The organism is Rhizobium sp. WYCCWR10014, assembly GCF_001657485.1.
In the GTDB taxonomy this organism is placed as follows: Bacteria; Pseudomonadota; Alphaproteobacteria; order Rhizobiales; family Rhizobiaceae; genus Rhizobium.
Window position 1 is genome coordinate 217368 of sequence record NZ_LXFU01000025.1, and the last position, 21371, is coordinate 238738.

The 21371-nt window shown below is 61.5% G+C and carries 22 protein-coding genes; 12 read left to right on the plus strand and 10 right to left on the minus strand.

Annotated features, from left to right (window positions below; all coding sequences use genetic code 11):
* Positions 1-10 precede the first annotated feature (10 nt).
* Positions 11-1048, plus strand: coding sequence for a 4-hydroxyproline epimerase (locus A6U98_RS05965; protein ID WP_064648550.1), 1038 nt, complete (start codon positions 11-13; stop codon positions 1046-1048).
* A 251-nt stretch (positions 1049-1299) separates the two neighbouring features.
* Here the strand turns inward: A6U98_RS05965 and A6U98_RS05970 are convergent, their stop codons facing one another.
* Positions 1300-1983 (minus strand): TetR/AcrR family transcriptional regulator, encoded by a 684-nt coding sequence (locus A6U98_RS05970; RefSeq protein ID WP_064648552.1) that lies wholly within the window; start codon positions 1981-1983, stop codon positions 1300-1302.
* An 81-nt stretch (positions 1984-2064) separates the two neighbouring features.
* Here A6U98_RS05970 and A6U98_RS05975 point away from each other — a divergent pair, with 81 nt between their 5' ends.
* On the plus strand, positions 2065-2805 hold the full coding sequence (locus A6U98_RS05975) for a glucose 1-dehydrogenase (RefSeq protein ID WP_064648554.1): 741 nt from the start codon (positions 2065-2067) through the stop codon (positions 2803-2805).
* A 146-nt stretch (positions 2806-2951) separates the two neighbouring features.
* Here A6U98_RS05975 and A6U98_RS05980 read toward each other — a convergent pair whose 3' ends face one another.
* Positions 2952-3767 (minus strand): oxidoreductase, encoded by an 816-nt coding sequence (locus A6U98_RS05980; protein WP_064648556.1) that lies wholly within the window; start codon positions 3765-3767, stop codon positions 2952-2954.
* A 387-nt stretch (positions 3768-4154) separates the two neighbouring features.
* On the opposite strand from A6U98_RS05980, the gene A6U98_RS05985 reads away from it, so the two are divergent.
* Positions 4155-4781, plus strand: a complete 627-nt coding sequence (locus tag A6U98_RS05985; RefSeq protein WP_064648558.1) for a TetR/AcrR family transcriptional regulator — start codon at positions 4155-4157, stop codon at positions 4779-4781.
* Positions 4782-4901: 120 nt separating this feature from the next.
* Here the strand turns inward: A6U98_RS05985 and A6U98_RS05990 are convergent, their stop codons facing one another.
* The 4 genes from A6U98_RS05990 to A6U98_RS06005 form a co-directional block, all read right to left on the minus strand.
* On the minus strand, positions 4902-5198 hold the full coding sequence (locus tag A6U98_RS05990) for a YciI family protein (RefSeq protein ID WP_064648560.1): 297 nt from the start codon (positions 5196-5198) through the stop codon (positions 4902-4904).
* A gap of 307 nt (positions 5199-5505) precedes the next feature.
* Positions 5506-7053 carry an EAL domain-containing protein gene (locus A6U98_RS05995; protein ID WP_064648562.1) on the minus strand — a complete coding sequence of 516 codons (1548 nt, stop codon included), beginning with the start codon at positions 7051-7053 and terminating at the stop codon, positions 5506-5508.
* 559 nt (positions 7054-7612) lie between these two features.
* Positions 7613-8287, minus strand: a complete 675-nt coding sequence (locus A6U98_RS06000; protein ID WP_064648564.1) for a hypothetical protein — start codon at positions 8285-8287, stop codon at positions 7613-7615.
* A 187-nt stretch (positions 8288-8474) separates the two neighbouring features.
* The gene (locus A6U98_RS06005; RefSeq protein ID WP_064648567.1) at positions 8475-10007 is read right to left on the minus strand and encodes a winged helix-turn-helix domain-containing protein; all 1533 of its coding nucleotides are present in this window, start codon (positions 10005-10007) and stop codon (positions 8475-8477) included.
* Between the two features lie 117 nt (positions 10008-10124).
* On the opposite strand from A6U98_RS06005, the gene A6U98_RS06010 reads away from it, so the two are divergent.
* Positions 10125-10571, plus strand: coding sequence for a cupin domain-containing protein (locus A6U98_RS06010; RefSeq protein WP_064648569.1), 447 nt, complete (start codon positions 10125-10127; stop codon positions 10569-10571).
* Positions 10572-10590: 19 nt separating this feature from the next.
* A complete protein-coding gene (locus A6U98_RS06015; RefSeq protein ID WP_064648571.1) occupies positions 10591-11073 on the plus strand; it encodes a RidA family protein in 483 nt (160 codons plus the stop codon).
* Between the two features lie 3 nt (positions 11074-11076).
* On the opposite strand, the gene A6U98_RS06020 is transcribed toward A6U98_RS06015, so the two are convergent.
* The gene (locus tag A6U98_RS06020) at positions 11077-11553 is read right to left on the minus strand and encodes an RbsD/FucU domain-containing protein (RefSeq protein WP_018485575.1); all 477 of its coding nucleotides are present in this window, start codon (positions 11551-11553) and stop codon (positions 11077-11079) included.
* Positions 11537-12784, minus strand: coding sequence for an ROK family transcriptional regulator (locus A6U98_RS06025; RefSeq protein ID WP_064648573.1), 1248 nt, complete (start codon positions 12782-12784; stop codon positions 11537-11539). The genes A6U98_RS06020 and A6U98_RS06025 overlap by 17 nt, the downstream gene beginning before the upstream one ends.
* A gap of 229 nt (positions 12785-13013) precedes the next feature.
* Between A6U98_RS06025 and A6U98_RS06030 the strand changes: the two genes are divergently transcribed.
* From A6U98_RS06030 to A6U98_RS06060, 7 genes are all read left to right on the plus strand, one after another.
* The gene (locus A6U98_RS06030; protein WP_003556143.1) at positions 13014-14033 is read left to right on the plus strand and encodes a sugar ABC transporter substrate-binding protein; all 1020 of its coding nucleotides are present in this window, start codon (positions 13014-13016) and stop codon (positions 14031-14033) included.
* Between the two features lie 155 nt (positions 14034-14188).
* A complete protein-coding gene (locus A6U98_RS06035; protein ID WP_064648575.1) occupies positions 14189-15253 on the plus strand; it encodes an ABC transporter permease in 1065 nt (354 codons plus the stop codon).
* A 2-nt stretch (positions 15254-15255) separates the two neighbouring features.
* Complete coding sequence (locus A6U98_RS06040) at positions 15256-16038, plus strand: ATP-binding cassette domain-containing protein (RefSeq protein ID WP_018244589.1); 783 nt, start codon at positions 15256-15258, stop codon at positions 16036-16038.
* Complete coding sequence (locus A6U98_RS06045) at positions 16035-16667, plus strand: nucleoside triphosphate hydrolase (protein ID WP_064648577.1); 633 nt, start codon at positions 16035-16037, stop codon at positions 16665-16667. Before A6U98_RS06040 ends, A6U98_RS06045 begins: the two co-directional genes overlap by 4 nt.
* 72 nt (positions 16668-16739) lie before the next feature.
* Positions 16740-17786 (plus strand): dihydroorotase, encoded by a 1047-nt coding sequence (gene pyrC, locus A6U98_RS06050; RefSeq protein ID WP_064648579.1) that lies wholly within the window; start codon positions 16740-16742, stop codon positions 17784-17786.
* A gap of 173 nt (positions 17787-17959) precedes the next feature.
* Positions 17960-19138, plus strand: a complete 1179-nt coding sequence (locus A6U98_RS06055) for a GGDEF domain-containing protein (protein ID WP_064648581.1) — start codon at positions 17960-17962, stop codon at positions 19136-19138.
* 190 nt (positions 19139-19328) lie between these two features.
* Entirely contained in the window at positions 19329-19865 is a 537-nt protein-coding gene (locus tag A6U98_RS06060; RefSeq protein WP_064648584.1) for a glyoxalase superfamily protein, read from the plus strand.
* A 179-nt stretch (positions 19866-20044) separates the two neighbouring features.
* Here A6U98_RS06060 and A6U98_RS06065 read toward each other — a convergent pair whose 3' ends face one another.
* Together A6U98_RS06065 and A6U98_RS06070 are read right to left on the minus strand one after the other, a co-directional pair.
* Complete coding sequence (locus tag A6U98_RS06065) at positions 20045-20527, minus strand: anthrone oxygenase family protein (RefSeq protein ID WP_064648718.1); 483 nt, start codon at positions 20525-20527, stop codon at positions 20045-20047.
* A 2-nt stretch (positions 20528-20529) separates the two neighbouring features.
* Complete coding sequence (locus tag A6U98_RS06070) at positions 20530-21354, minus strand: NmrA family NAD(P)-binding protein (protein WP_064648586.1); 825 nt, start codon at positions 21352-21354, stop codon at positions 20530-20532.
* Positions 21355-21371: the final 17 nt, after the last annotated feature.

Below are 21371 nucleotides of genomic sequence, written 5' to 3' on the forward strand. Positions count from 1 at the left end.
AGTTTTCGACATGAGATGGAAGCGCACCATCCAGCTACTGGATGTCCACGCCGAAGGTGAGATCGGCCGCGTCGCGATCGGCGGCGTGCCGAAGATCCCGGGCGATACCATTGCCGCCCAGCTGCATTGGCTGAACACCGATCCGAAGGGTCACGAGCTTCGCCGCTTCCTTTGCCTTGAGCCGCGCGGCGCGCCGATCGGCTCGGTCAACCTGCTGCTGCCGGCACGGCACCCGGAGGCCGACGCCGCCTTCATCATCCTGCAGCCCGACCAGGCGCATGCGAGCTCCGGCTCCAACTCGATCTGCGTCACCACGGCCTTGCTCGAATCCGGCATCGTCGAGATGAAAGAGCCGGAGACGATAGTCACCCTCGAAACCGCCGCCGGCTTGGTCAAGGCGACGGCGACGTGCCGCGACGGGCGCTGCGAAAAGGTCAGGCTGACCATGGTGCCCTCCTTCGTCCATGAGCTGGATGTCGGGATCGACACGCCGCATTGGGGAAGGATCAAGGCCGATATCTGCTATGGCGGCATCTTCTATGCGCTCGTCGATGTCGGCCAGATCGGTCTGACGATCGAGAAGGCGAATGCCGCCGGCCTCGTCCAGGCCGGCATGATCCTCAAGGAACTGATCAACCGCGACATCAAGGTCGTCCATCCCGAGATCCCGGCGATCTCGGGCGTCGCCTATGTGATGTTCCGCGATACCGAAGCCGATGGCACAGTGCGCACCTGCACCACCATGTGGCCGGGCCGCGCCGATCGCTCGCCCTGCGGCACCGGCAATTCCGCCAATCTCGCCACGCTTTATGCCCGCGGCAAGGCCAAGATCGGCGACGTCTTTACCTCGAAATCGATCATCGGCTCGGAATTCGAGGTCGGACTGCAGGCAGTAACCGAGGTGGCCGGCCGCCCCGCCGTCATCCCCACCATCACCGGCCGCGGCTTCACCTTCGGCCTGACCCAGGTAGCGCTCGATCCTTTCGATCCGCATCCGAACGGTTTTGCGCTGACGGATGTCTGGGGGCCGTCTGCCGGCGAGATTTGACTGCGAGGAGCATGTTGCCGGAAGTGTGAAGCGGTTTCCTGACCGGTTTGCTTCAATGGCCGCCCCTCACCCTAACCCTCTCCCCGTAAACGGGGCGAGGGGACGTGCCCCGCGAGAGGCTGGCGAGGAACGGAGAGGGCGCGGCACATCCCCTTCGCCCCGCAGGCGGGGAGAAGGTGGCGGCAGCCGGATGAGGGGCAGCGGCACGCTTCAACGATCCCGCGAAACTTCCGCGATCGACTGCCTAAAGGTTACGCATGATCGGCGTAAGGCTGCCTGCGCTCAGCACCCCCGGTTCGAGTGTCCCAACCCAGCATGGCCAGCTCGGCCACTGCCTCCAGTTCGCCACGGGTCGCTTCGTCGCGGGCCAGGATCGACATGCCGTTCTGAACGGTCTGCACGAAGCGGGCAAGCGCGTGGATGTCGGTCGAGACTGGAATTTCGCCTGCTGATATCGCCTGGTTCAGGCGCGCCTTCAGGCGGTCGAGCGTGACGGCGCGGGCGGCTCGTACGAGTTCGCCGAGTTCCACATGGCCCTCGCTGCCGACCGAAGAGAGCGCCACCATGCAGCCGCGGGGAATATCCACGACACAGCCGGTCAAGGCGGCGGCCGAATCCATTAGAAACGACCTCACCGCCTCACGGGCCGTGCCTGCGGAAAAGAAGCCGGCCCAGACGAGCGCCTCGTTGTTGTCGCGATAGTGGCGCAGCGCCTCGGCATAGAGCGCCTCCTTCGAACCGAATGCCGCGTAAAGGCTCGGCGATCCGATCCCCATCGCCTCGGTGAGGTCGGCGATCGAAGTCGCCTCGAAGCCCTTGATCCAGAACAGGCGGGTCGCCTGCGCCAAGGCTGCTTCCCGATCGAACGCCCGCGGCCGCCCGCGACTGCGGGCAGGGGTTTCATCGACGTTCGACATCTCATCCGATTTTTGCATCGATCATTATATAAACCCATTGACACCCCATCGCAACGTGCCTAGCTATTTATGTGTCGATCACTACAGAAAGAGAAGATCATGACAGAACTGGCTGGAAAGCGTGCCCTGGTAACAGGTGGCTCGCGTGGCATTGGCGCCGCCATCGCATTGGCGCTTGCCGACAAGGGCGCGGATGTCGCCATCACCTATGAGCGTTCGGCCGATCGCGCCGCGGAAGTCATCCGGACCATCGAGGGCAAGGGCCGCAAAGCGCTTGCCATCCAGGCCGACAGCGCCGATCCGGCAGCCGTGAAGCGCTCGGTCGACGAGGCGGCCCAGGCACTTGGCGGTCTCGACATTCTCGTCAACAATGCTGCAATCGCGCTTTATGGTGCGATCGCCGACGTCAGCGTCGAGCAGATCGATGCGCTGCTGGACGTCAATGTGCGGTCGCCTCTGCTCGCTTCACAGGCCGCCATTCCCTATCTGCAGGCGGGAGGCCGCGTCATCACGATCGGCTCGGTCGGCGCCGAACGCATCGTCGGCGACACCGGCACGGTCTATTTCATGACAAAATCCGCGCTCCACTCGTTTACCCGCGGCCTCGCGCGGGAACTCGGATCTCGCGATATCACCGTAAACCTCGTCCAGCCGGGTTCGACCGACACCGAAATGAATCCCGCCAATGGCGACTTCGCCGACTTCCAGCGTGCCCTGATTCCACTTGGACGTTACGGCGAGCCGGAAGATGTGGCCGCCGCTGTGGCTTTCCTCGCAAGCCCTGCTGCAAGGCACATCACCGGAACCATCCTCACAGTCGATGGCGGCTTGAACACCTGAATTGGGATATGGTGCCGCTGGCCTGCAAAGACATGGAGGTCGACAGAGAGCGGTCCGCTCGAATGCGAGCCGATCGCCTATAAGTGTCTTGCCTGCGTCTCATGCCGGATACCGGCATGAGACGCATTGTTGAGCCGCAGGCCGTGTCAGACTGGCAGCTTCATCTGCTTGCGCAGGCTCTTGTCGAATGCACTGGCGGGAACGAAGCGACGCAGGAAGTGCAGTTGCCGGGCAGCTTTGCTGGCCGGATAGCGCAGTTTCGGCGATTTCGTGGTGGCGGCCTTGACGACCGCTTCGCCGACCACTTCGGGCGCATCGCCTGCTTTGATGGCAGTGTTCCAGACAGCCTCCGTCGTCTTGCGGCTTCCGTCGTAAACACTCACCATGCGGTCAGGCTGCGTCGAGTTATGGTCGAGAGCTGTGCGGGTAAATGCAGGTTCGACGAGCAGAACGCGGATCCCCAGCGAGCGGACTTCATGATCGAGCGATTCGGAATAACCTTCGACGGCATGTTTCGTCGCGGTGTAGAGGGCACTGAATGGGCTCGGAATGAAGCCGACGACCGAGCTGATGTTGATGATGCGGCCGCTGCGCTGGTTCCGCATGATCGGCAAGACCTCGTTCGTGACACGAATGATGCCGAAGACATTCAGGTCGAAAAGTGCCTGAGCCTGTTCGATTGAGGACTCTTCCGCTGCGCCGATCAGTGCGCCACCGGCATTGTTGACGAGGACGTCGATGCGGCCAGCCTGTTTGATGACCTCGGCGATCATGCTCGCAACGGATTGACTGTCCGTCACGTCGCAGGTCAACATCGTGATGCCATTGGCAGACCCGGCCGTCGCCTTGCGGCTGGTTCCGAAGACGCGGTAGCCCGCGGTTACCAGAGCCCTTGCCGTGGCGCGGCCGATGCCGGCCGCTGCCCCTGTGACGACGGCGACGCCGCGGTTGTTGTTGCTCATTTCAATTTTCCTTCAAATCATGCCGCCAACGGCAATGGGTTGTGGGATATTCCGGTCGTCGTTTTGGGTCGGGTGGCCTCGTAGGACCGTCCGGTTGAAACCTGCTTGTTGAAGGGGATTGCTGGTGACTTAGCTCAGCATGCCAGTGCCGGGGCCGAGTTCAAGCACACCATCGGTCGCCGCCGTTCGGACGGGCGCCAGGCCCGCGAGGCCATTTGCTCTTCCTGGCCGATAAGGGCGATTGATGTACTCATGGATGCAAATCCCTGAAGTTTCGGTTATGCGTGGACTGGACAGGGCAGATCTATACACTGCATAAATCCCATGTAAAGAGGAATTTATGCAGTGTATAGATTGGGGCGCAATTTTTGAGGATTTAAGGTGAGCATGACAATCCGGGAAAGCTACCATCACGGCGAACTTCGCTCGGCTTTGATCGCGGCCTCGGATGAGATCATTCGAGAAAGCGGCGTCGAGGGATTTTCGTTGCGGGAGGCAGCCCGCCGAGCCGGCGTGTCACCCGGCGCACCGAAACACCATTTTGGCAGCATCGTCGGCCTGCTTACCGAGGTGGCAATCGCGGCCTACGGGCAACTGGCTCGGTATTTGTCCGACGCTCTCATCGAGGATGAAACTGCTGAGCAGAAGCTCCAATCGCTCGGGGCGGCTTATGTCAGATACGCCCTCGACAATCCCGGTCATTTCCGCCTGATCTGCCGGAAGGATCTCGTCAACCGACATCATCCCGATTTCGAGCCAGCCGTCTATTCCGCCATGGCTGGCTTCGTCCTTGCCGCCGCAGAATATTACGGATCGACTTTTCCACCTGAAACGGACCATGCCGTGCATCCCGGCATCGTCTCGGCTGTGTCAACGATCCACGGGATTGCCCACATGGCAATCGAAGACAAATTCTCGTTCGTACTCAGAAGCGACGAACCGGAAACCGAGCTGCTGGGCACCTTGCTGCCGTCGATGTTGAACTTCAATTGGCCGGTGAAAGATCTGCAATGAGCCGGTCAAAAACTCGCTGAGAAAGAGCTCCCCTCTTGGACCGCTTGCAGAGGACTGGCTCCGCAACACCGACAGGACAGCCCGGTCCAAGGGGTCTCTGGCAACAGCGCCAATGCGACGTCAGACACGCGCCTTCAGATGAAGCATTGGATGATGCTGATAATGGCCGGCGCCGTTCTTCACGATGGGATCTTCCGACGTGATCGCCTGAATGTCTTGATCATCGCCAATCTGGTAGAGCGAGACGCCGTAGCCGCCGGCAGGATCCATCACCGGACCATGCGCGACGATCTTTCCTTCCTGGAGGAGCGTATCGAGGAAAACCCCGTGCTGCTTCATCCATTCCTGCTCGTCGGCAGACATGGTCGCCAGAAAGTCTGGGCGCGGCGGAATGTATTTGCACAGGTAGTATTTCATAAATTGACTCCTGATTTGCCGGGAGGCCTGAAGGCGATAGCGACACCGCCACCGCCTGACCCTGCCTATCTCCAGGCTGCCGTTGCGATGGAACATCCACCCGCATTCAGTTACTATCAATTTAAAACTAAATCACTATCAAAAAGATATCGAATGAAGAATCTTCACGGCTCGAACGACCCGCAGGCAGCCTGCTCGGTGGTGAGCGCGGCGACGGCCAGAAACCGTCGCTTAAGGTTTCAGCCCAAGCATACCCGCCACCTGAAGTCGGTCAGCTCTGAATCAGAGCCGATACAGCGCAGCCCCATCAACCGCGTTGCAAAATCCTGGCGCTGACCTGATCTGTGGCGAGCTCCGCGGCCGGCGCTGGCCTGCCAAGCAGATATCCTTGGCCGATGTCGCAACCCAGATCCTGAAGCCGCTGAAGCTGGCTCTCCTCTTCGATACCTTCGGCGGTTATCGTCACGCCAAGTCCGACGCCGAGAGCGATGATGGCCTTGATCACCTTGTCCTGCTTGTCATTGGTTTCGAACGAAGCGACGAAACTCCTGTCGATCTTGATCTTGTCGAACCGGTAGTTGGAGAGTTGTGAGAGGCTGGAATAACCTGTTCCAAAGTCGTCGAGAGCAATCCTGACCCCTGCATTCACCAGATCATCGAGGACGATTTGTGCCGTGACTGCGTCCTGGATGATGGCGCTCTCCGTCACTTCCATCTCGACCCTGTGCGCGGGCAGACCGACATCACCCAATATCTTGAGAATTCGCAGGCCCAGCAGCCGGTCGCTCAACTGGATCGGAGAAAGGTTGAACGACAGGACGAACTCACTTGGCCAGGAAAGCGCATCGGTGCAGGCACGGCGAAGCAGTTGGTCCGTCAATTCGACGATCAGCCCGGCTTCCTCCGCCACAGGAATGAATTCGTTCGGCGGGATGAATTCGCCGGAGGCCGTCATCCAGCGCGCCAGGGCCTCGAAGCCGATAATCCTATTCGTCTTCAGGTCTACGAGCGGTTGATAGTAGGGAACGATCTCGGCCTTCCTGATGGCGGCTCGTAGATCGGCTTCCACCCGAATCCGTTTCGCCAACTCATCCTGCATCGAAGGCACGAAGCGCTTCACCAGATTTCGCCCCTGCTTTTTCGCGACATACATCGCACAGTCCGAATGTCGAATGACCTGGCTGAGGTCATCGCCGTTCTCCGGATAAAGCGCGAAGCCGACACTGGCGCCGAGGTCGACGGCGACGCCATTGAATGTGAAGGGTTTGCCGATCACGCTCACCATGCGGTTCCCCAGCGCGGCAAGATCGGGATTTCCAGTGCGCCGCGCCAGAACGACAAACTCGTCTCCGCCAAGACGGAAAACATGCTCACGCGGAAAGAGGGAGGAGAGCCGCTGAGCGACGGTCTTCAGCACCGCGTCCCCGTGATCGTGCCCCAGGAGGTCATTGATCTTCTTGAAGCCGTCGAGATCGATGCTGAACACGGCATATGTCTCTTGTGCCCGTTGATCGGTCATCTCCCGAGCGCATACGGAATCCAGAAACCTGTGGTTCGGCAGTTCGGTCAGCGTGTCGTGACAGGCAATCCAGTCTACGTTCTTTTCGGCCTGCAGCCTGCGATGAACCTCCCTCGAAAGATCGCTGATCCTCAGCGCGGAATAAATCAGCCCGAGAAACCCGGAGATATTCAGGGCAAGGAGCGCGTGGTCCAGCGGATAGTCATGATGCTTGTCGATGAATGCATCCAGTTCCTCATGCCAGTCGAAGGACCACGATAGGCAGAAGAGGAGCAGGAAGACCGCGAGCCAGACAACGATCTCCACCTGGGGTCTGGTCGGTTGGAAGCGAGGCATATGAACAGGCTCCTGTTGTGTGAAGAGCCGTCATGGCCAATTGGTACGCTCGTATCACCGAATGCCGACGACAGATGGCGCAACGTCACGGCATCGGCGGTCCTACGCCGTGATCGAACCGCCTCAATTCATTCGGGCGGAATTAAGAGGGCCGGTATCGCAATGGCTGATGAAGCCGCGCAGCACCGACAAATCCCAAAGATCGTGCGCTTGGTAGGTTAATGGTGGGTTGCCTTTACAAACGTACGGGAGTTTCGCTGCGCACAATGGATATCTTTGCCGCAAATCGGATGAGGATTCGGTTCCTGTCCATCGGTCGCCGCACACAGACATTCTTTCGATCGGCTGAAGAATTCGCCGGAGGATCGGCATCAAACCGACCCGCTGCTAGAGCCTTTCCAGATAACAATTGCCAATGCGTTTACAGCGCTGCGCGTCCCTTCCCAGGGGACGCTCCCGCACTTTGAGTAAGCAGGAGAGAAGGAGGAAACTCCCTGGTTAGTACACGAAGGGACCGACCCCGGCCGCCGGATGGGTGCAGGGCGCATCCCGGAGCCGATCAACCTGCCAGCATCGTATCCGCCAGGCTGTAGCAGTGGCTCGCCTGATAGGCGTTCCGACCTCGGTTCATATGCGTCACATTGAAAGTCCGAATGGCGCGCACGATGCGTCGCTCCGCGAGGAATTTACGGATCGAGGCCGAGCCCCGCACAGTGATGCCGAAAATGTCGTCGCCGCGCGGAAAAAAGTAACCGACGTCTTCGGGCGTCGCGACGCAGTCCTCGAGAAAAGCCTCGTCCACGTCGCCCTGCGCGGGGGAATGGTCCATGGTGAAATGCGAAAGATGCACCAGGAATCGTGCACGCAGGCCCTCGCCGTCGGCGTAGAGCGTGAAAAGCTCCATCCAGCTCGCATTGACGCGGATGAGCGGCTTGTCGGAAGTCGAGGGCAGGCACGAAACCGACCAGTAGTGCCGCTCGGTCTTGCGCGGGATGGGGATGCAGGCCTGTCCGTATACCCCGAGAATCTCCAGAACGTCTTGCGCCTGCGGGCGACGAAGCAGCTTCTCGTACCGGGCGACGTATTTGAACCGCTGTTCCAGGGACTCCGAGCGCTCTTCGGCGTCGATCAACTCCGCCTCGCCTTCTATCCACGCCCGCTGCTGCTCAGGATCCAGAAACTTGCGCAGACCGGTGGTGCTGCGACGAGGAGGCGCGTTCAGGTCAGATGCCATGTGAGATCCGTGTCCTCATCGCTTCACCGGCCTGATCCCGCGACATCGGCTCTTGGTGGTCAGGCGCCGTTCGCAGCCGAGCGGTTTTGCGGGCGCGGTAGACCAACGCACCGGCCGCACAATAACATCCATCGAATGAATGGGGAAAGACTGACCCTCAGCCGGTCCGAATACCTAAAAGGTCGTTTTAAAGTTCCGCCTCTTCCAGCAGCTCGTTCAGGCGGCTGGCCCATTCCTTGTTGCCATCTCTGAAAGGACCAAGCGCATCGCCGGCGGCTTCGGGAAGGTCGCTGGCCGCCGCAGCAAAGCGGCGAGCCTGCTCACGATGTCCCACGGCCGTATGGCAGCACGCCTGAATGCGCCGAAGCGCCGGCCAGTCAGGCCGCGCCTTTAACGCCGTATGCCCCGTTTCGAGCGCGCTCTCCACGTCGCCCGAAAAGAACAATGCAAGCATCAAGAGGCTGAACCAAACCCCATTCTGCGGATCATGGGGGTTGAGTTCGAGGCCGCGAGCCAGGGGCTTGCGCGCGCCGGCCGCATCACCCGAAAAAAGACGGGCCATGCCGAGGACGAGATAGCCCAAGGCGAAACTCGAACCGAGTTCGATGGACCGTTCCGCTGCGAGGATCGCCTGGTCAGCCCTGCCTGTATAGGCCGACACAATCGCCAGCGCATAGTGCGAGTATGGGTTTCGCGCATCGAGATAGATCGCTCGCAGCGCCGCATCCAACCCTTCCTTCCCGTCCGCTGCGGGGTTATCACTCCAGCCGTAGGCAATGAGGCCCGCATTGACCCGCGCCCGCCAGATCTGCGCCTCCGGCAGCAGGGGATCGAGCTCCGTGGCCTCGCGGAAAAATCGCCGGGCCATGAGGTGGGTGGACTGCGTGACCTTGTGGAAATGGAATGTGCCTTGCCGGACAAGATCCCAGGCAGTGATGTTGCCGGTGTGCGGAGCCACCTGAAGCCCATGGCGCAACAGCAGCTCGGGCTCGATCGCCGCTGCGATCCGCTCGGCGATGGCATCTTGCACCGCAAATACCTCGGCCACCTGAAGATCGTAATGTTCGGACCAGACGGTGGCGCCTTTCGCTGCATCGGCGAGGTGCACCGATATTCGGATCCGATCGCCGATATACCGAACAGCTCCATCCACGAGAAAATCGACGCCAAGTTCGCGCGCGATAGATTGCGGATCCCTCGAGCCATTCCTCCTTGTGAAACTTGCCCCACGTGATGCGACGCGGAACCATCTGAACCGGACGAGCGCCATGATCAGGTCGTCGGTGATGCCGTCGGCCAGATACTGTCTTTCATCATCGCCGCCGAGATTTTCGAACGGCAGTACAACAATCGCCGGGATGGAACCGGTCTGCGCATGCCATCCGCTATCGGCTGCGTCGGTCCGGCTCTCCACCGGGCCGGAGAATCTGTACCCGACGCGCGGAACCGTGACGATCCATTCGCTGCCGTCTGATGCAGGGCCGAGCAGCTTGCGAAGGGCAGCAATCTGAACGGAAAGATTGCTTTCCTCGACGGCCAATCCCGGCCAAACGGCATCCATCAGGGCCGACTTTGAGACGACACCCCCCTGTGCCGAAAGCAGAACGGCAAGCAGCGAAGCACCTCGGGCGCCGATAGCGACAGGCCTATTGTCGCGAAACAGGCATCCGTTCTCGGCAATGAACTCGAAGTGGCCGAAGGTAAGGTGCTGGGTGTTCATGGCCGGGAATGATACCCGATTTCGCAGCTTTTCGGAATTTTTCGGCCCCGCTTCAGGACTTGCGCCGGCTGAGCGCGCAGTTTCCGCTTCAGTGCAGCGGTTGAAGTGGTGAGAGCGATGAAGAATGAAGCAAAGCAACCGAAAAATCCGCCGAAAAATCCGCGTGCATCAACTGCGAAAGTCGTACGCGGGAGCGGCAGCCATGTCGCCGAGCAGGGGTCTGTCTATCGCTCAGGTGTCTCGGCGGAAAGCGTCGGATCAACCATGCTGTGGCTCGGGACGATTTCGCTACCCGCAGGCAGACGAACCAGGGCCCATCGCCATGAGGGACACGAAACCGCTCTTCTCATGACCGCGGGCCAAGAGATCGAGATCTGGTCGGGGTCGGAGCTCGAACAGTGCGAATTGGTCCACGCCGGCGACTATCTCTTCATTCCGGCCGGCGTTCCCCATGTGGCCGTCAATCGCAGCACCGAAAACGCCGAGTTCCTCGGTGCCCGCAATGACCCCGCCGCCAACGAGAGCGTCGTTCTGATGCCGGAGCTCGACAACATCGTACCTTGATCATGCCGGGAGGTGCACCATGGCCATCATCGAACAACGTTTGGCCGAAATGGGTCTGGATTTGCCCGAGCCTTTGAAAGTCCGCGAAGGGCTGCGAATGCCCTTCGTCTGGGTTCGGGTGCGCGGCAACCGCGCCTACATTTCGGGTCACATCGCGTGCAACCGCGATGGGACATTGGCAACCCCACTTGGCAAGGTCGGAGCGGAGGTCTCGCCAGAGCAGGGTTATGCGTCGGCCCGGCTCGTTGCCCTGGCCCATCTCGCCAGCCTCAAACGTGCTGTCGGAGACCTTGATCGGGTCACGGCTTGGCTGCGCGTCTTCGCCATGGTGAATGTTGCTCCGGGTTTCGATGAGACGCCGCTGGTCACAAACGGCTATTCCGATCTGATACTGGAGCTGTACGGGCCCAATGTTGGCGCCCACGCCCGCTCGTCCATCGGCATGGCCATCCCTTTAAATGCGCCCGTAAACTGTGAAGCGGAGGTCGAAATCGACGGGTGACCGCTAGTAGACGAACGGATCGACCCCGGCCGCAGCATGGGTGCCCGGCTCTTTCGGATAGATCACGCCCTTGCGCAGGATGATGTTGGCATAGAGCCTGGGCTCGCCGGTCTGGATCACCGCATGGGCGGTTTTCACCCTTCCGTAGAAATCCTGGCCGATCAGCGGCACCACCTGCCGGTGCGGCTCGTGGCGGGCGCAGCAGTCGATCATCTCCTCATGCACGGGATCAAGCTTGTCGCGCTCGGCCTTTACGGTCGAGCGGAAGATCGCCTCCGCCACGAAATCGTCGATCGGCAGCACGCTGAGTACGGCGTTGAGGACCGGGATGAGGTGATGGCCGTCGAGCCGGATCAGCCGGCGGGCATGTTCGACGCCCGGATAATTGCCGTCGACGATGGCGATCTCGTCGCCGTGGCCCATGGCGCGAAGCGTAAAAAGCAGCTCCGGGCTCAACAGCGGATCAAGTCCTTTCAGCATGGTCTACCTCCTTGAAGAGTACGTTCTGGTCGGTGAGGTACCGCGCAAAGATCGGCAGGCTGGCGCCGCCGATGGCGCGCGCCTGCGCGCCGACCGCGCCCTCGATGATTTCGGGCATGACGACACCCTGCAGGTCGAGCTTGGCGGCTTCGTCGATCGTCGCCTGCACCACGCGGCTGCGCACCCAATCGGGAAAGCCGCCGTCGATCACAGCCGCGCTGAAATCGACGATCGAGGCGGCCGCAACGATCGCCTGCGCCAGCGCCTTGGCGCTATCCTGGATCCAGGCTTCCATCGGCTCGCCGAAATCCACCCAGCCGTCGGCCGAATACCAGAGCGGCTCGGGATCGATGCCGCGCTCGCGCAGCATGTTTTCGAGCACGAAAATCGATGCGATTTCAAGCAGCTGCATCGTCTCGCCGTTCTTGCCGCGCACCGGCAGTGGCCCGATCGCGCCCGCCGTGCCGGTACGGCCGGAAAAGATCGCCGAATTCAAGACGATGCCGCCGCCGATGAAGGAACCGATGAAGAAATAGACGAAATCCGGATAGGACGGCCCGACGCCGAAGACCAGTTCGGCGCCGCAGGCGCTGGTCGCATCATTCTGCATGAAGACGGGATGGGAGACGCGTGCGGCGATGTCGGCCTGCAGGTCGATCTCCCGCCAGACCTCCATAGCGCCGGCCGGCGCCCCCACCTCTTCGGCCCAATTCCAGAGCTCGAAAGGCGCGGCGATGCCGAGGCCGGCAATGCGGCCGCGCTGCTTGTCGTCGAGCCGCTCTTCGAGTTCCCGGATGCCTGAGGTGACGAAGGCGAGGATTTCATCCGGCAGCGGATAGGCATAGGTCTTATGCAGCTGCATGCGGATGCGGCCGACGAAATCCATCAGCACCAGATCGGCGCTGCGCCGGCCCATCTTCAGGCCGAAGGAATAGACGGCGTCGGGATTGATATGCATCGGGATCGACGGCTGGCCGACACGGCCGCGCACCGGTTCCCCGCGCGACAGCAGCCCTTCCTTTTCCAGCACCCGCATGATGACGGAGACGGTCTGCGCCGACAGCCCGCTGCGGCGTGCGATATCGGCCTTCGATAGCGCGCCGTAGAGACGCACCAGCGACAGCACGAGCCGTTCGTTATAGGCTCGCACCCTGACCTGGTTTGCACCGCCGGCCGGATTTAGAATTGGTGGCGGGACCGGCGTGTGTTCCGGTCCATCCAAGGACGACATGGCCGCTCCTCCCGATTGTTGGCCTATGCCCTAATTCTATTGAGCATGCCACATCGAATTAATAATTCAATTGGATTTATTTATTGACAAGCCAATTTCTTTTCGCTCTTAATTGCCGTCGTCAAGGGCACGGGACCGCTGGGAGGCATTAGCGATCCACGGCGAAGTGTCATATCTTTAAGCTTCCGGCCCCGCAGGGGCGGCGCCGGCAAACTCTGGGAGGAGTTCCATGAAGAAATCTGTTCTCGCTTTCGGCGCGCTCGCGCTGGGTGTCACCTTTTCCGCTCCTGTGATGGCGGCTGACGTTGCTGCCTGCCTCATCACCAAGACCGACACCAACCCCTTCTTCGTCAAGATGAAGGAAGGTGCGACCGCTAAGGCCAAGGAACTCGGCGTCTCGCTGAAGTCCTATGCCGGCAAGGTCGACGGTGACAGCGAAAGCCAGGTTGCCGCGATCGAAAGCTGCATTGCCGACGGCGCAAAGGGCATCCTGATCGCTGCTTCCGACACCAAGGGCATCGTCTCTTCGGTGAAGAAGGCCCGTGATGCCGGCCTGCTGGTCATCGCTCTCGACACACCGCTCGAGCCGGCCGATGCCGCCGACGCCACCTTCGCCACCGACAACCTGCTCGCCGGCAAGCTGATCGGCCAGTGGGCCAAGGAAACGATGGGCGACAAGGCCAAGGATGCCAAGGTCGGCTTCCTCGACCTGACCCCGTCGCAGCCGACGGTCGACGTTCTGCGCGACCAGGGCTTCATGATGGGCTTCGGCATCGATCCGAAGGACCCGAACAAGATCGGCGACGAGGACGATGCTCGTATCGTCGGTCATGACGTGACCAACGGCAATGAAGAAGGCGGCCGCAAGGCCATGGAAAACCTTCTCCAGAAGGATCCGAGCATCAACGTCATCCACACGATCAATGAGCCGGCCGCTGTCGGCGCCTATCAGGCGCTGAAGGCCGTCGGCATGGAAAAGAACGTGCTGATCGTCTCGGTCGACGGCGGTTGCCCGGGCGTGAAGTCGGTTAAGGAAGGCGTCATCGGCGCCACCTCGCAGCAATACCCGCTGATGATGGCAGCCCTTGGCGTCGAAGCGATCAAGAAGTTCGCCGACAGCGGTGAAAAGCCGAAGCCGACCGAAGGCAAGTCCTTCTACGACACCGGCGTCTCGCTCGTCACCGACAAGCCGGTTTCCGGCGTCAAGTCGATCGACACCAAGGAAGGCACGGACAAGTGCTGGGGCTGAGCCCTGATTGCTGAAAGCAGACCGGCCGGGGCTTGATCCCCGGCCGTTTTCGACGGACGATGTGCCGTCGCCTCACGAACCGGCTAATCAAAGACCGGATGGATATCGGTGACGGCCCCCGCGCGAGTTCGGCGCGCGGATGCGGAGGAGGAACCATGACCGGAACACAGGAATTCGAACGTGTCCTCGACGGCAGCGACAAGAGCGTTGCCTCCTTCGAGCACGAGAAAGTCTCGCTGATCAAGCGCGCGCAGCATTTTCTCCACTCGACGCCGGCCGCCGTGCCGCTGATCGTGCTGGTGCTGGCGATCGTCATCTTCGGGATGACGATCGGCGGACGGTTCTTCTCGTCCTATACGCTGACGCTGATCCTGCAGCAGATCGCCATCGTCGGCATTCTCGGCGCCGCCCAGACGCTGGTCATCCTGACCGCCGGCATCGATCTTTCGATCGGCGTCATCATGGTGATCTCGGCGGTTATCATGGGCAATGTCGCCATCACTTACGGCATACCGACGCCGATTGCAGTGGTCGCCGGGCTTGTCGTCGGCGGCCTTTGCGGATTGCTGAACGGCTTCCTCGTCGCCTATATGAAGCTGCCGCCCTTCATCGTCACGCTCGGCACCTGGAACATCGTCATGGCGACGAATTTCATCTATTCCGCCAATGAGACGATCCGCGATACCGACGTCGACGAAAAGGCGCCGCTGCTGCATCTTTTCGCCGTGAGCTTCAAGCTCGGCAGCGCCGTGCTGACCCTCGGCGTCATCGCCATGGTGCTGCTCGTCTTGGTGCTCTGGTATGTCCTCAATCACACCGCCTGGGGCCGGCATGTCTATGCGGTCGGCGACGATCCGGAGGCGGCCAAGCTCTCGGGCATTCAGACCAAGAAGGTGCTGCTGACCGTTTACGCCATCTCGGGTGTCATTGCCGGATTGGCCGCCTGGGTCTCGATCGGCCGCAACGGCTCGATCTCGCCGTCCTCGGCCGTCACCGATTTTAACCTCCAGGCGATCACTGCGACTGTCATCGGCGGCATCTCGCTGTTCGGCGGCCGCGGCTCCATTCTCGGTACGCTGTTCGGCGCCATGATCGTCGGCGTCGTCTCGATGGGCCTCAACATGCTCGGCGCCGACCCGCAATGGAAAGTCCTTTTGACAGGCGTGCTGATCATCGCCGCCGTCGCCATCGATCAGTGGATCAGAAAGGTTTCGGTGTAATCATGGCTCGCGAACCCCTTCTCACCGCCCGCGGTCTCGTCAAGCGTTATGGCCGCGTGACCGCGCTCGACAATGCCGATTTCGACCTCTATCCGGGTGAAATTCTCGCCGTCATCGGCGATAACGGCGCCGGCAAATCTTCGCTGATCAAGGCGATATCGGGCGCTGTCACCCCGGACGAGGGGGTGATTACCCTCGAAGGCCGACAGGTGCAGTTCCGCTCGCCGATGGAAGCGCGCGAGGCCGGTATCGAGACCGTCTATCAGAATCTCGCTTTGTCGCCGGCGCTGTCGATCGCCGACAACATGTTCCTCGGCCGCGAGATCCGCAAACCGGGCGTGCTCGGTTCGATGTTCCGCATGCTCGACCGGCCGGCGATGGAAAAGCTGGCGCGCAACAAGCTGTCCGAACTCGGCCTGATGACCATCCAGAACATCAACCAGGCGGTGGAGACGCTCTCCGGCGGTCAGCGCCAGGGTGTTGCGGTCGCCCGTGCGGCCGCCTTCGGCTCGAAGGTCATCATCATGGACGAACCGACGGCAGCGCTTGGTGTCAAGGAAAGCCGCCGCGTGCTGGAACTGATCCTCGACGTGCGCGCCCGCGGCCTGCCGATCGTGCTGATCTCTCACAACATGCCGCATGTCTTCGAAGTCGCCGACCGGATCCATATCCACCGCCTCGGCCGGCGGCTGACGGTGATCGATCCGAAGGAATACACCATGTCCGACGCCGTCGCCTTCATGACCGGCGCCAAGGCGGTGCCGACGGAGCCTGTTGCCGCATGAATGCACGTATCGATGAAATCGCCGGCGCGGTGCTTGATCGCGCCGGCCATTCCAAGCGTTTCCTGGTCGCCATTGCCGGACCGCCGGGTGCCGGCAAATCGACCATGGCCGACAATCTGGCGGAAGCGCTGAGGGCGAAAGGCGAGAGTGTCGCGGTGCTGCCCATGGATGGGTTCCACATGGACAATGCCATTCTCATTGAACGCGGCCTGCTTGCCCGCAAGGGCATTCCGGAAACCTTCGATGTGCGTGGCTTCCTGGATATCGTCCGCGCGGTTCGCCCCGCAGATCAGGAAGTTCTCGTCCCCGTCTTCGACCGCTCGCGCGAGCTTGCGATTGCCTCTGCCCGCCCGATCGCTCCCGGGGATCGTTTCATCATCATCGAAGGCAACTATCTGCTCTTCACGCAGGGCAAATGGGCTGAACTCGACGGCATCTTCGACTATACGATCATGCTCGCCCCACCAATCGAGGTGCTGGAAGAGCGCCTTTGGGATCGCTGGCGCGGTTACAACCTGACCGAAGAGGCCGCCAACGCCAAGGTCTACGGCAACGACTTGCCGAACGGCCGGCTGATCCTCGAAAACCGCCGCCCGGCCGATGTGACGCTGGAGATCGCGCTGGCGTGATGCCGCAGCGATTGTTTTCATGTAAAAGATAGTGCTATCGAGACGGCAGACGCATCGCTTCGGAGGCCTGCCATGCAATCGATCACCATCCGCCGTCCTGATGACTGGCACCTGCATCTGCGCGACGGCGCTATGCTGGAAGGCGTGATCGCCGATACGAGCCGCACCTTCGCCCGCGCCATCATCATGCCCAATCTCGTGCCGCCCGTCGTCACCACCACTGACGCCAAGGCCTATCGCGAGCGCATCCTCAAGGCCTTGCCGGAGGGCCATCGCTTCCAGCCGCTAATGACGCTTTATCTGACCGAACATACCAGCCCCGATGACGTGGAGGAGGGGAAGAACAGCGGCCTCATCACCGCCGTGAAGCTTTATCCCGCCGGCGCCACGACCAATTCGCATGGCGGCGTCCGCGACATGGAAAAGGCGATGCCGGTGCTGGAGCGCATGGCGAAGATCGGCCTGCCGCTCTGCGTCCATGGCGAGGTGACGACGCCGGAGGTCGATATATTCGACCGCGAGGCGGTCTTCATCGAGACCGTGCTCGATCCGCTGCGGCAGCGCCTGCCGGAGCTGAAGGTGACGATGGAGCATGTGACGACCGCAGATGGCGTCGATTACATCAAGGCGGCCAAGGGCAACCTCGCCGGCTCGATCACCACCCACCATCTGATCATCAACCGCAACGCCATCCTCGTCGGCGGCATCCGCCCGCATTATTATTGCCTGCCGGTCGCCAAGCGCGAAAACCACCGGCTGGCCTTGCGTGCGGCGGCCGTCACCGGTGACGCCCGCTTCTTCCTCGGCACGGATTCCGCCCCGCATGTCGATCCGCTGAAGGAATGCGCCTGCGGCTGCGCCGGCATCTATACCTCGGTCAATACGATGAGTTGTCTCGCCCATGTCTTCGAACAGGAGGGCGCGCTGGAGCGGCTCGAAGCCTTCGTGTCGCTGAACGGGCCGGCCTGGTACGGGCTTCCGCCGAACGAGGAGCGCATCACCCTGTCGAGGCAGGCCGAGCCGGTCGTCTTTCCCGCGAGGATTGAAACCGGCGCCGGTCCAGTGACGGTGTTCGATCCGATGTTTCCCCTGCATTGGCAGGTGGTGCAGCAGGCGTAAGCTTTCAGATTTCAATTTTAAATAGAATATTCATCTTAAATTTCGGCGCGACGTTAAACGCGTAACATTTGTATTGTGCGGTGCATCATTTGTTAACGGATGCATAAGACATTCCTCCTCGCGGACCCACAAGCTGCCATTCGAAGCGACAATAGCTGCGGAGACTGAAAAGCATGATGCTTGACTATAACTCCCTCCTGTTGGCGCTCGGCGTCTCCGCGGCCTGCCTTGCGGTGACGCTGATGGGCAGCTGGCTTGTCCGTCGCTCGGAAACCGTGTTGCTCACCGCCACCGTCGGCCTTGTCCTCGTCGTCAGCGGCATTTTCGTCTACAGCGCCTATGTCAATACGCCGGAGACATGGCTCGGCGTCGCCAATTTCGTACTGTTTCATGCCGGTTTTGCCACCATCTGGGGCGCCGGCAAACAATTCCTCACCGGCCGGGTGTCTCTCCTCGCCATCGCGATCCGCGCGCTTGCGGCGATGGTCCTCTCCATCGTGCCGATGCTGTCGGGCTATGACGGGCTGGCCTTCATCGCCGACAATCTCGCCATCGCCCTTTTGCTCTTTGCCACGGCCCGGCAATATTGGCTCGCCCGTGCCGAAGCACCGGCGCCGCTCCTTGGCATTACCGCGCTCTATACGCTGACGGCGATCTCCTTCGTTCTCTGCGCCGCGGTGCTGATTTCAGACGGCAAGCTGGTGCTCGGCAAAGCCCCCAGCAACTGGGCCGAAGATCTGAGCCTTGCCGTCTGCATCGCCGGCATGACCGGGATCGGTGCGCTGTCGCTGGCGCTGCATCAATGGCGGCTCGCTGCTCGCCATCGTCTCGATGCGATCACCGATCCGCTGACCGGCCTGCTCAACCGCCGCGCACTCTTCGACCAATACGGCGCGCGCCCGATGGGAACGACCACCGCCGTCATCGTCTTCGATATCGATCACTTCAAATCCGTCAACGATCGCTTCGGCCATGCCGCCGGCGACCGCGTGCTCAATGTCTTTGCCGGCGAACTTTCGGCGCATTGCCGCACCGGCGACACCGCTGCCCGGCTCGGCGGCGAGGAATTCGTACTGGTGCTGAAGGAGATCATGCCCGGCCGGGCGGAACTCACGGCCGAGCGCATCCGCCGGGCATTCGAGGCGCGCGAGATCCATATCGATGACGAGGTGCTGACATGCACGGTCAGCGTCGGTGTCGCCCCCGGACGTTCGAAGAGCTTGGATTTCGACACCATGCTGAGTGCCGCCGACAAGGCGCTCTATGTCGCCAAACGCGCCGGCCGCAACCGGGTCGAGCTTGCCAGCTACCTCAAGGCGGTTCCGGTCGAGGCAACGCGCACCGCGTCTTGATTCCTGACCGACCCTCTCATATTATCGCCGTCGGCCGGATGCGGCCAGCCGCCCCGCGACGCTTCTGCGTTATGGTGAATGCATCCAGACAACATCCTTCACATCCCTTGCCGTTTGGCGATCGATGGCGAACGGGTCAGCAGACGCGGGCACTGATCTTCCTGTTTGCCGCCAACGGAAGGATGACATCATGCGCGATTTTCGCGATGCCAAGCTCCTGGCAAAGACATTGCGGCAGGCCCTCGCCGACCGCGACATTTCGCTCACCCACAGCGAGACGCTCGAAATCGTTGCCCGGCAATTCGGGCTCGATCAATGGAATATTCTCTCGGCCAAGATAGAGGAGGCGGGCGCCTCCCGCTCCGTCATCGGCATCGAGCCGCCGATGCCGATCTTCCGCATCTTCTCGGTCGAAAAAGCCATGGAATTCTATTGCGGCTTTCTCGGCTTCCGTCTCGATTGGGAACACCGCTTCGGCGAAAACTTCCCGCTCTATTGCCAGGTCTCGCGTGACGGCATGGCGCTGCACCTCAGCGAACATTCCGGCGATGCCAGCCCCGGCGCCAAGGCCTTCGTTCGCGTCGCCAATGTCCGGGCCTATCACGCCGAACTCTCAGGCAAGGACTATCGCTATATGAAGCCGGGCGTCGAGGAAGCGCCGTGGGGACTGGAGATGACCGTCACCGACCCCTTCAGCAACCGCATCGTCTTTTGCGAGCAGACGTAGACGGTGAACTTCTCTTTCGCCATGCTCCGGCTTGCCCCACAGTCGTCTGGTTCACGCGGATAGCTGTCCCTCACCCTAACCCTCTCCCCGTAAACGGGGCGAGGGGACGTGCCCCTGCGAGAGGTTGGTGGGGGGAACAGAGAGGTTGCGGCATATCCCTTCTAGGCCCCGCTTGCTTCTCAGACGATCATCAACGCCCGGACGAAGGCGACTGAGGCGAGTAGCGAGGCGATGGTCCGCACATGGTTCCACCACGTCCAGTCCCTGACATAGCTGGTCCAGAGCTGAACCGCTTCCGGCCCGTTGCCGGCGACCTTCGCTAGCGCATCGTTCATCGGCACGTTGAAGATGATGGTCGAGACGAAGGAGGCGAAGACATAGAGGGCTGCTCCGGCCAGCATCAGAAAAGATGCCCCGCCGCGCCAGTCGATCAGGGCGAGCACGGCGATGACGAGGCAGAGGATCGCCGTCGGCACGAAGAGGCACATGAAGGGAGAGCGGACGATCGTCACGTTGATCGAGTTCATCGCCGCGATGCCTTGCTCTGCCGGAATCCGCGAGAAGGCGGTCATGATGAAGGTCGAGAAGGCGAAGAAGATGCCGGCGACAAGGCCGCTGCCGATCGCCGCCGCCACGAGGGAGAGGATGAGAATGATCTGCATGGTCAGGCGCTCCATAGTCCGGTTGCCGCGGTCCGGCGGGCATATTCGCTGAAATCGGTGGCGGGACGGCCAAGAATTTCGGCGACACCGCCCATCACGTTGGAATTGCGCCCATCGAGCACCTGGCCGAAGAGCTCCTCCAGAAGATCGATCAGGCCCTGCGGCAGGCCGGCCGCCGCAAGTCCGCCGGTGAAATCCGCCATCGACACCTGCTGATATTCGATCGGCCGCCCGGCGGCCTGAGCGATCTCGGCGACCGCCTGGCGGAATGTCAGCGCCCGCGGGCCGGTCAGTTCGTAGGTCTTGTTGCGGTGGCGCGGGTCGGTCAAGGCGGCGACGGCGGCATCGGCAATGTCGTCGGCATCAATGAAAGGTTCGCCGATCTCGCCCGCCGGCAATTGCAGCCGGCCGCCAATGATCTGCTCGACAAAGGCGCCCTCGCTGAAATTCTGGCAGAACCAGGAGGCGCGCAGGATGGTGGTGTTTATGCCGGAAGCTTTCAGCGCCGCTTCGCTCCGCTGCGCGCCCTCTTCGCCGCGGCCGGAAAGCAGCACGATATGCTCAAGGCCGCATTCCCTGGCGACCTTGGCGAGCGCTTCGATCGCTTCCGCCGCCCAGGCGACGGAAAGGTCCGGCTGGAAGGCGACATAGGCGCTCGATGCGCCGTCAAGCGCCGCGCGCCAGCTCGACCTGTCCTCCCAGTCGAAGGGCCGTGCGCTGGAGCGCGATGCCGCGCGAACGGTGAGGCCGCGCTCTTCCAGACGCTTGATGATGCGCCCGCCGGTCTTTCCCGATCCACCGACGAGGACGATTTCGGAAGTCTGCATGTCAAAACTCCTCCAAA

What these genes read in the sequence shown, in the direction of transcription:
- A6U98_RS06015 (WP_064648571.1), top strand. Translation starts at nt 10,591, where the DNA reads ATGGCCATCATCGAACAACGTTTGGCCGAAATGGGTCTGGATTTGCCC.
- A6U98_RS06025 (WP_064648573.1), bottom strand. Translation starts at nt 12,784, where the DNA reads ATGTCGTCCTTGGATGGACCGGAACACACGCCGGTCCCGCCACCAATT.
- A6U98_RS06055 (WP_064648581.1), top strand. Translation starts at nt 17,960, where the DNA reads ATGATGCTTGACTATAACTCCCTCCTGTTGGCGCTCGGCGTCTCCGCG.
- A6U98_RS06045 (WP_064648577.1), top strand. Translation starts at nt 16,035, where the DNA reads ATGAATGCACGTATCGATGAAATCGCCGGCGCGGTGCTTGATCGCGCC.
- A6U98_RS06040 (WP_018244589.1), top strand. Translation starts at nt 15,256, where the DNA reads ATGGCTCGCGAACCCCTTCTCACCGCCCGCGGTCTCGTCAAGCGTTAT.
- A6U98_RS06035 (WP_064648575.1), top strand. Translation starts at nt 14,189, where the DNA reads ATGACCGGAACACAGGAATTCGAACGTGTCCTCGACGGCAGCGACAAG.
- A6U98_RS06010 (WP_064648569.1), top strand. Translation starts at nt 10,125, where the DNA reads ATGAAGAATGAAGCAAAGCAACCGAAAAATCCGCCGAAAAATCCGCGT.
- A6U98_RS06000 (WP_064648564.1), bottom strand. Translation starts at nt 8,287, where the DNA reads ATGGCATCTGACCTGAACGCGCCTCCTCGTCGCAGCACCACCGGTCTG.
- A6U98_RS06065 (WP_064648718.1), bottom strand. Translation starts at nt 20,527, where the DNA reads ATGCAGATCATTCTCATCCTCTCCCTCGTGGCGGCGGCGATCGGCAGC.
- A6U98_RS05990 (WP_064648560.1), bottom strand. Translation starts at nt 5,198, where the DNA reads ATGAAATACTACCTGTGCAAATACATTCCGCCGCGCCCAGACTTTCTG.
- A6U98_RS05995 (WP_064648562.1), bottom strand. Translation starts at nt 7,053, where the DNA reads ATGCCTCGCTTCCAACCGACCAGACCCCAGGTGGAGATCGTTGTCTGG.
- A6U98_RS05965 (WP_064648550.1), top strand. Translation starts at nt 11, where the DNA reads ATGAGATGGAAGCGCACCATCCAGCTACTGGATGTCCACGCCGAAGGT.
- A6U98_RS05980 (WP_064648556.1), bottom strand. Translation starts at nt 3,767, where the DNA reads ATGAGCAACAACAACCGCGGCGTCGCCGTCGTCACAGGGGCAGCGGCC.
- A6U98_RS05975 (WP_064648554.1), top strand. Translation starts at nt 2,065, where the DNA reads ATGACAGAACTGGCTGGAAAGCGTGCCCTGGTAACAGGTGGCTCGCGT.
- A6U98_RS05985 (WP_064648558.1), top strand. Translation starts at nt 4,155, where the DNA reads ATGACAATCCGGGAAAGCTACCATCACGGCGAACTTCGCTCGGCTTTG.
- A6U98_RS06060 (WP_064648584.1), top strand. Translation starts at nt 19,329, where the DNA reads ATGCGCGATTTTCGCGATGCCAAGCTCCTGGCAAAGACATTGCGGCAG.
- A6U98_RS06005 (WP_064648567.1), bottom strand. Translation starts at nt 10,007, where the DNA reads ATGAACACCCAGCACCTTACCTTCGGCCACTTCGAGTTCATTGCCGAG.
- A6U98_RS06030 (WP_003556143.1), top strand. Translation starts at nt 13,014, where the DNA reads ATGAAGAAATCTGTTCTCGCTTTCGGCGCGCTCGCGCTGGGTGTCACC.
- A6U98_RS05970 (WP_064648552.1), bottom strand. Translation starts at nt 1,983, where the DNA reads ATGCAAAAATCGGATGAGATGTCGAACGTCGATGAAACCCCTGCCCGC.
- A6U98_RS06070 (WP_064648586.1), bottom strand. Translation starts at nt 21,354, where the DNA reads ATGCAGACTTCCGAAATCGTCCTCGTCGGTGGATCGGGAAAGACCGGC.
- pyrC (WP_064648579.1), top strand. Translation starts at nt 16,740, where the DNA reads ATGCAATCGATCACCATCCGCCGTCCTGATGACTGGCACCTGCATCTG.
- A6U98_RS06020 (WP_018485575.1), bottom strand. Translation starts at nt 11,553, where the DNA reads ATGCTGAAAGGACTTGATCCGCTGTTGAGCCCGGAGCTGCTTTTTACG.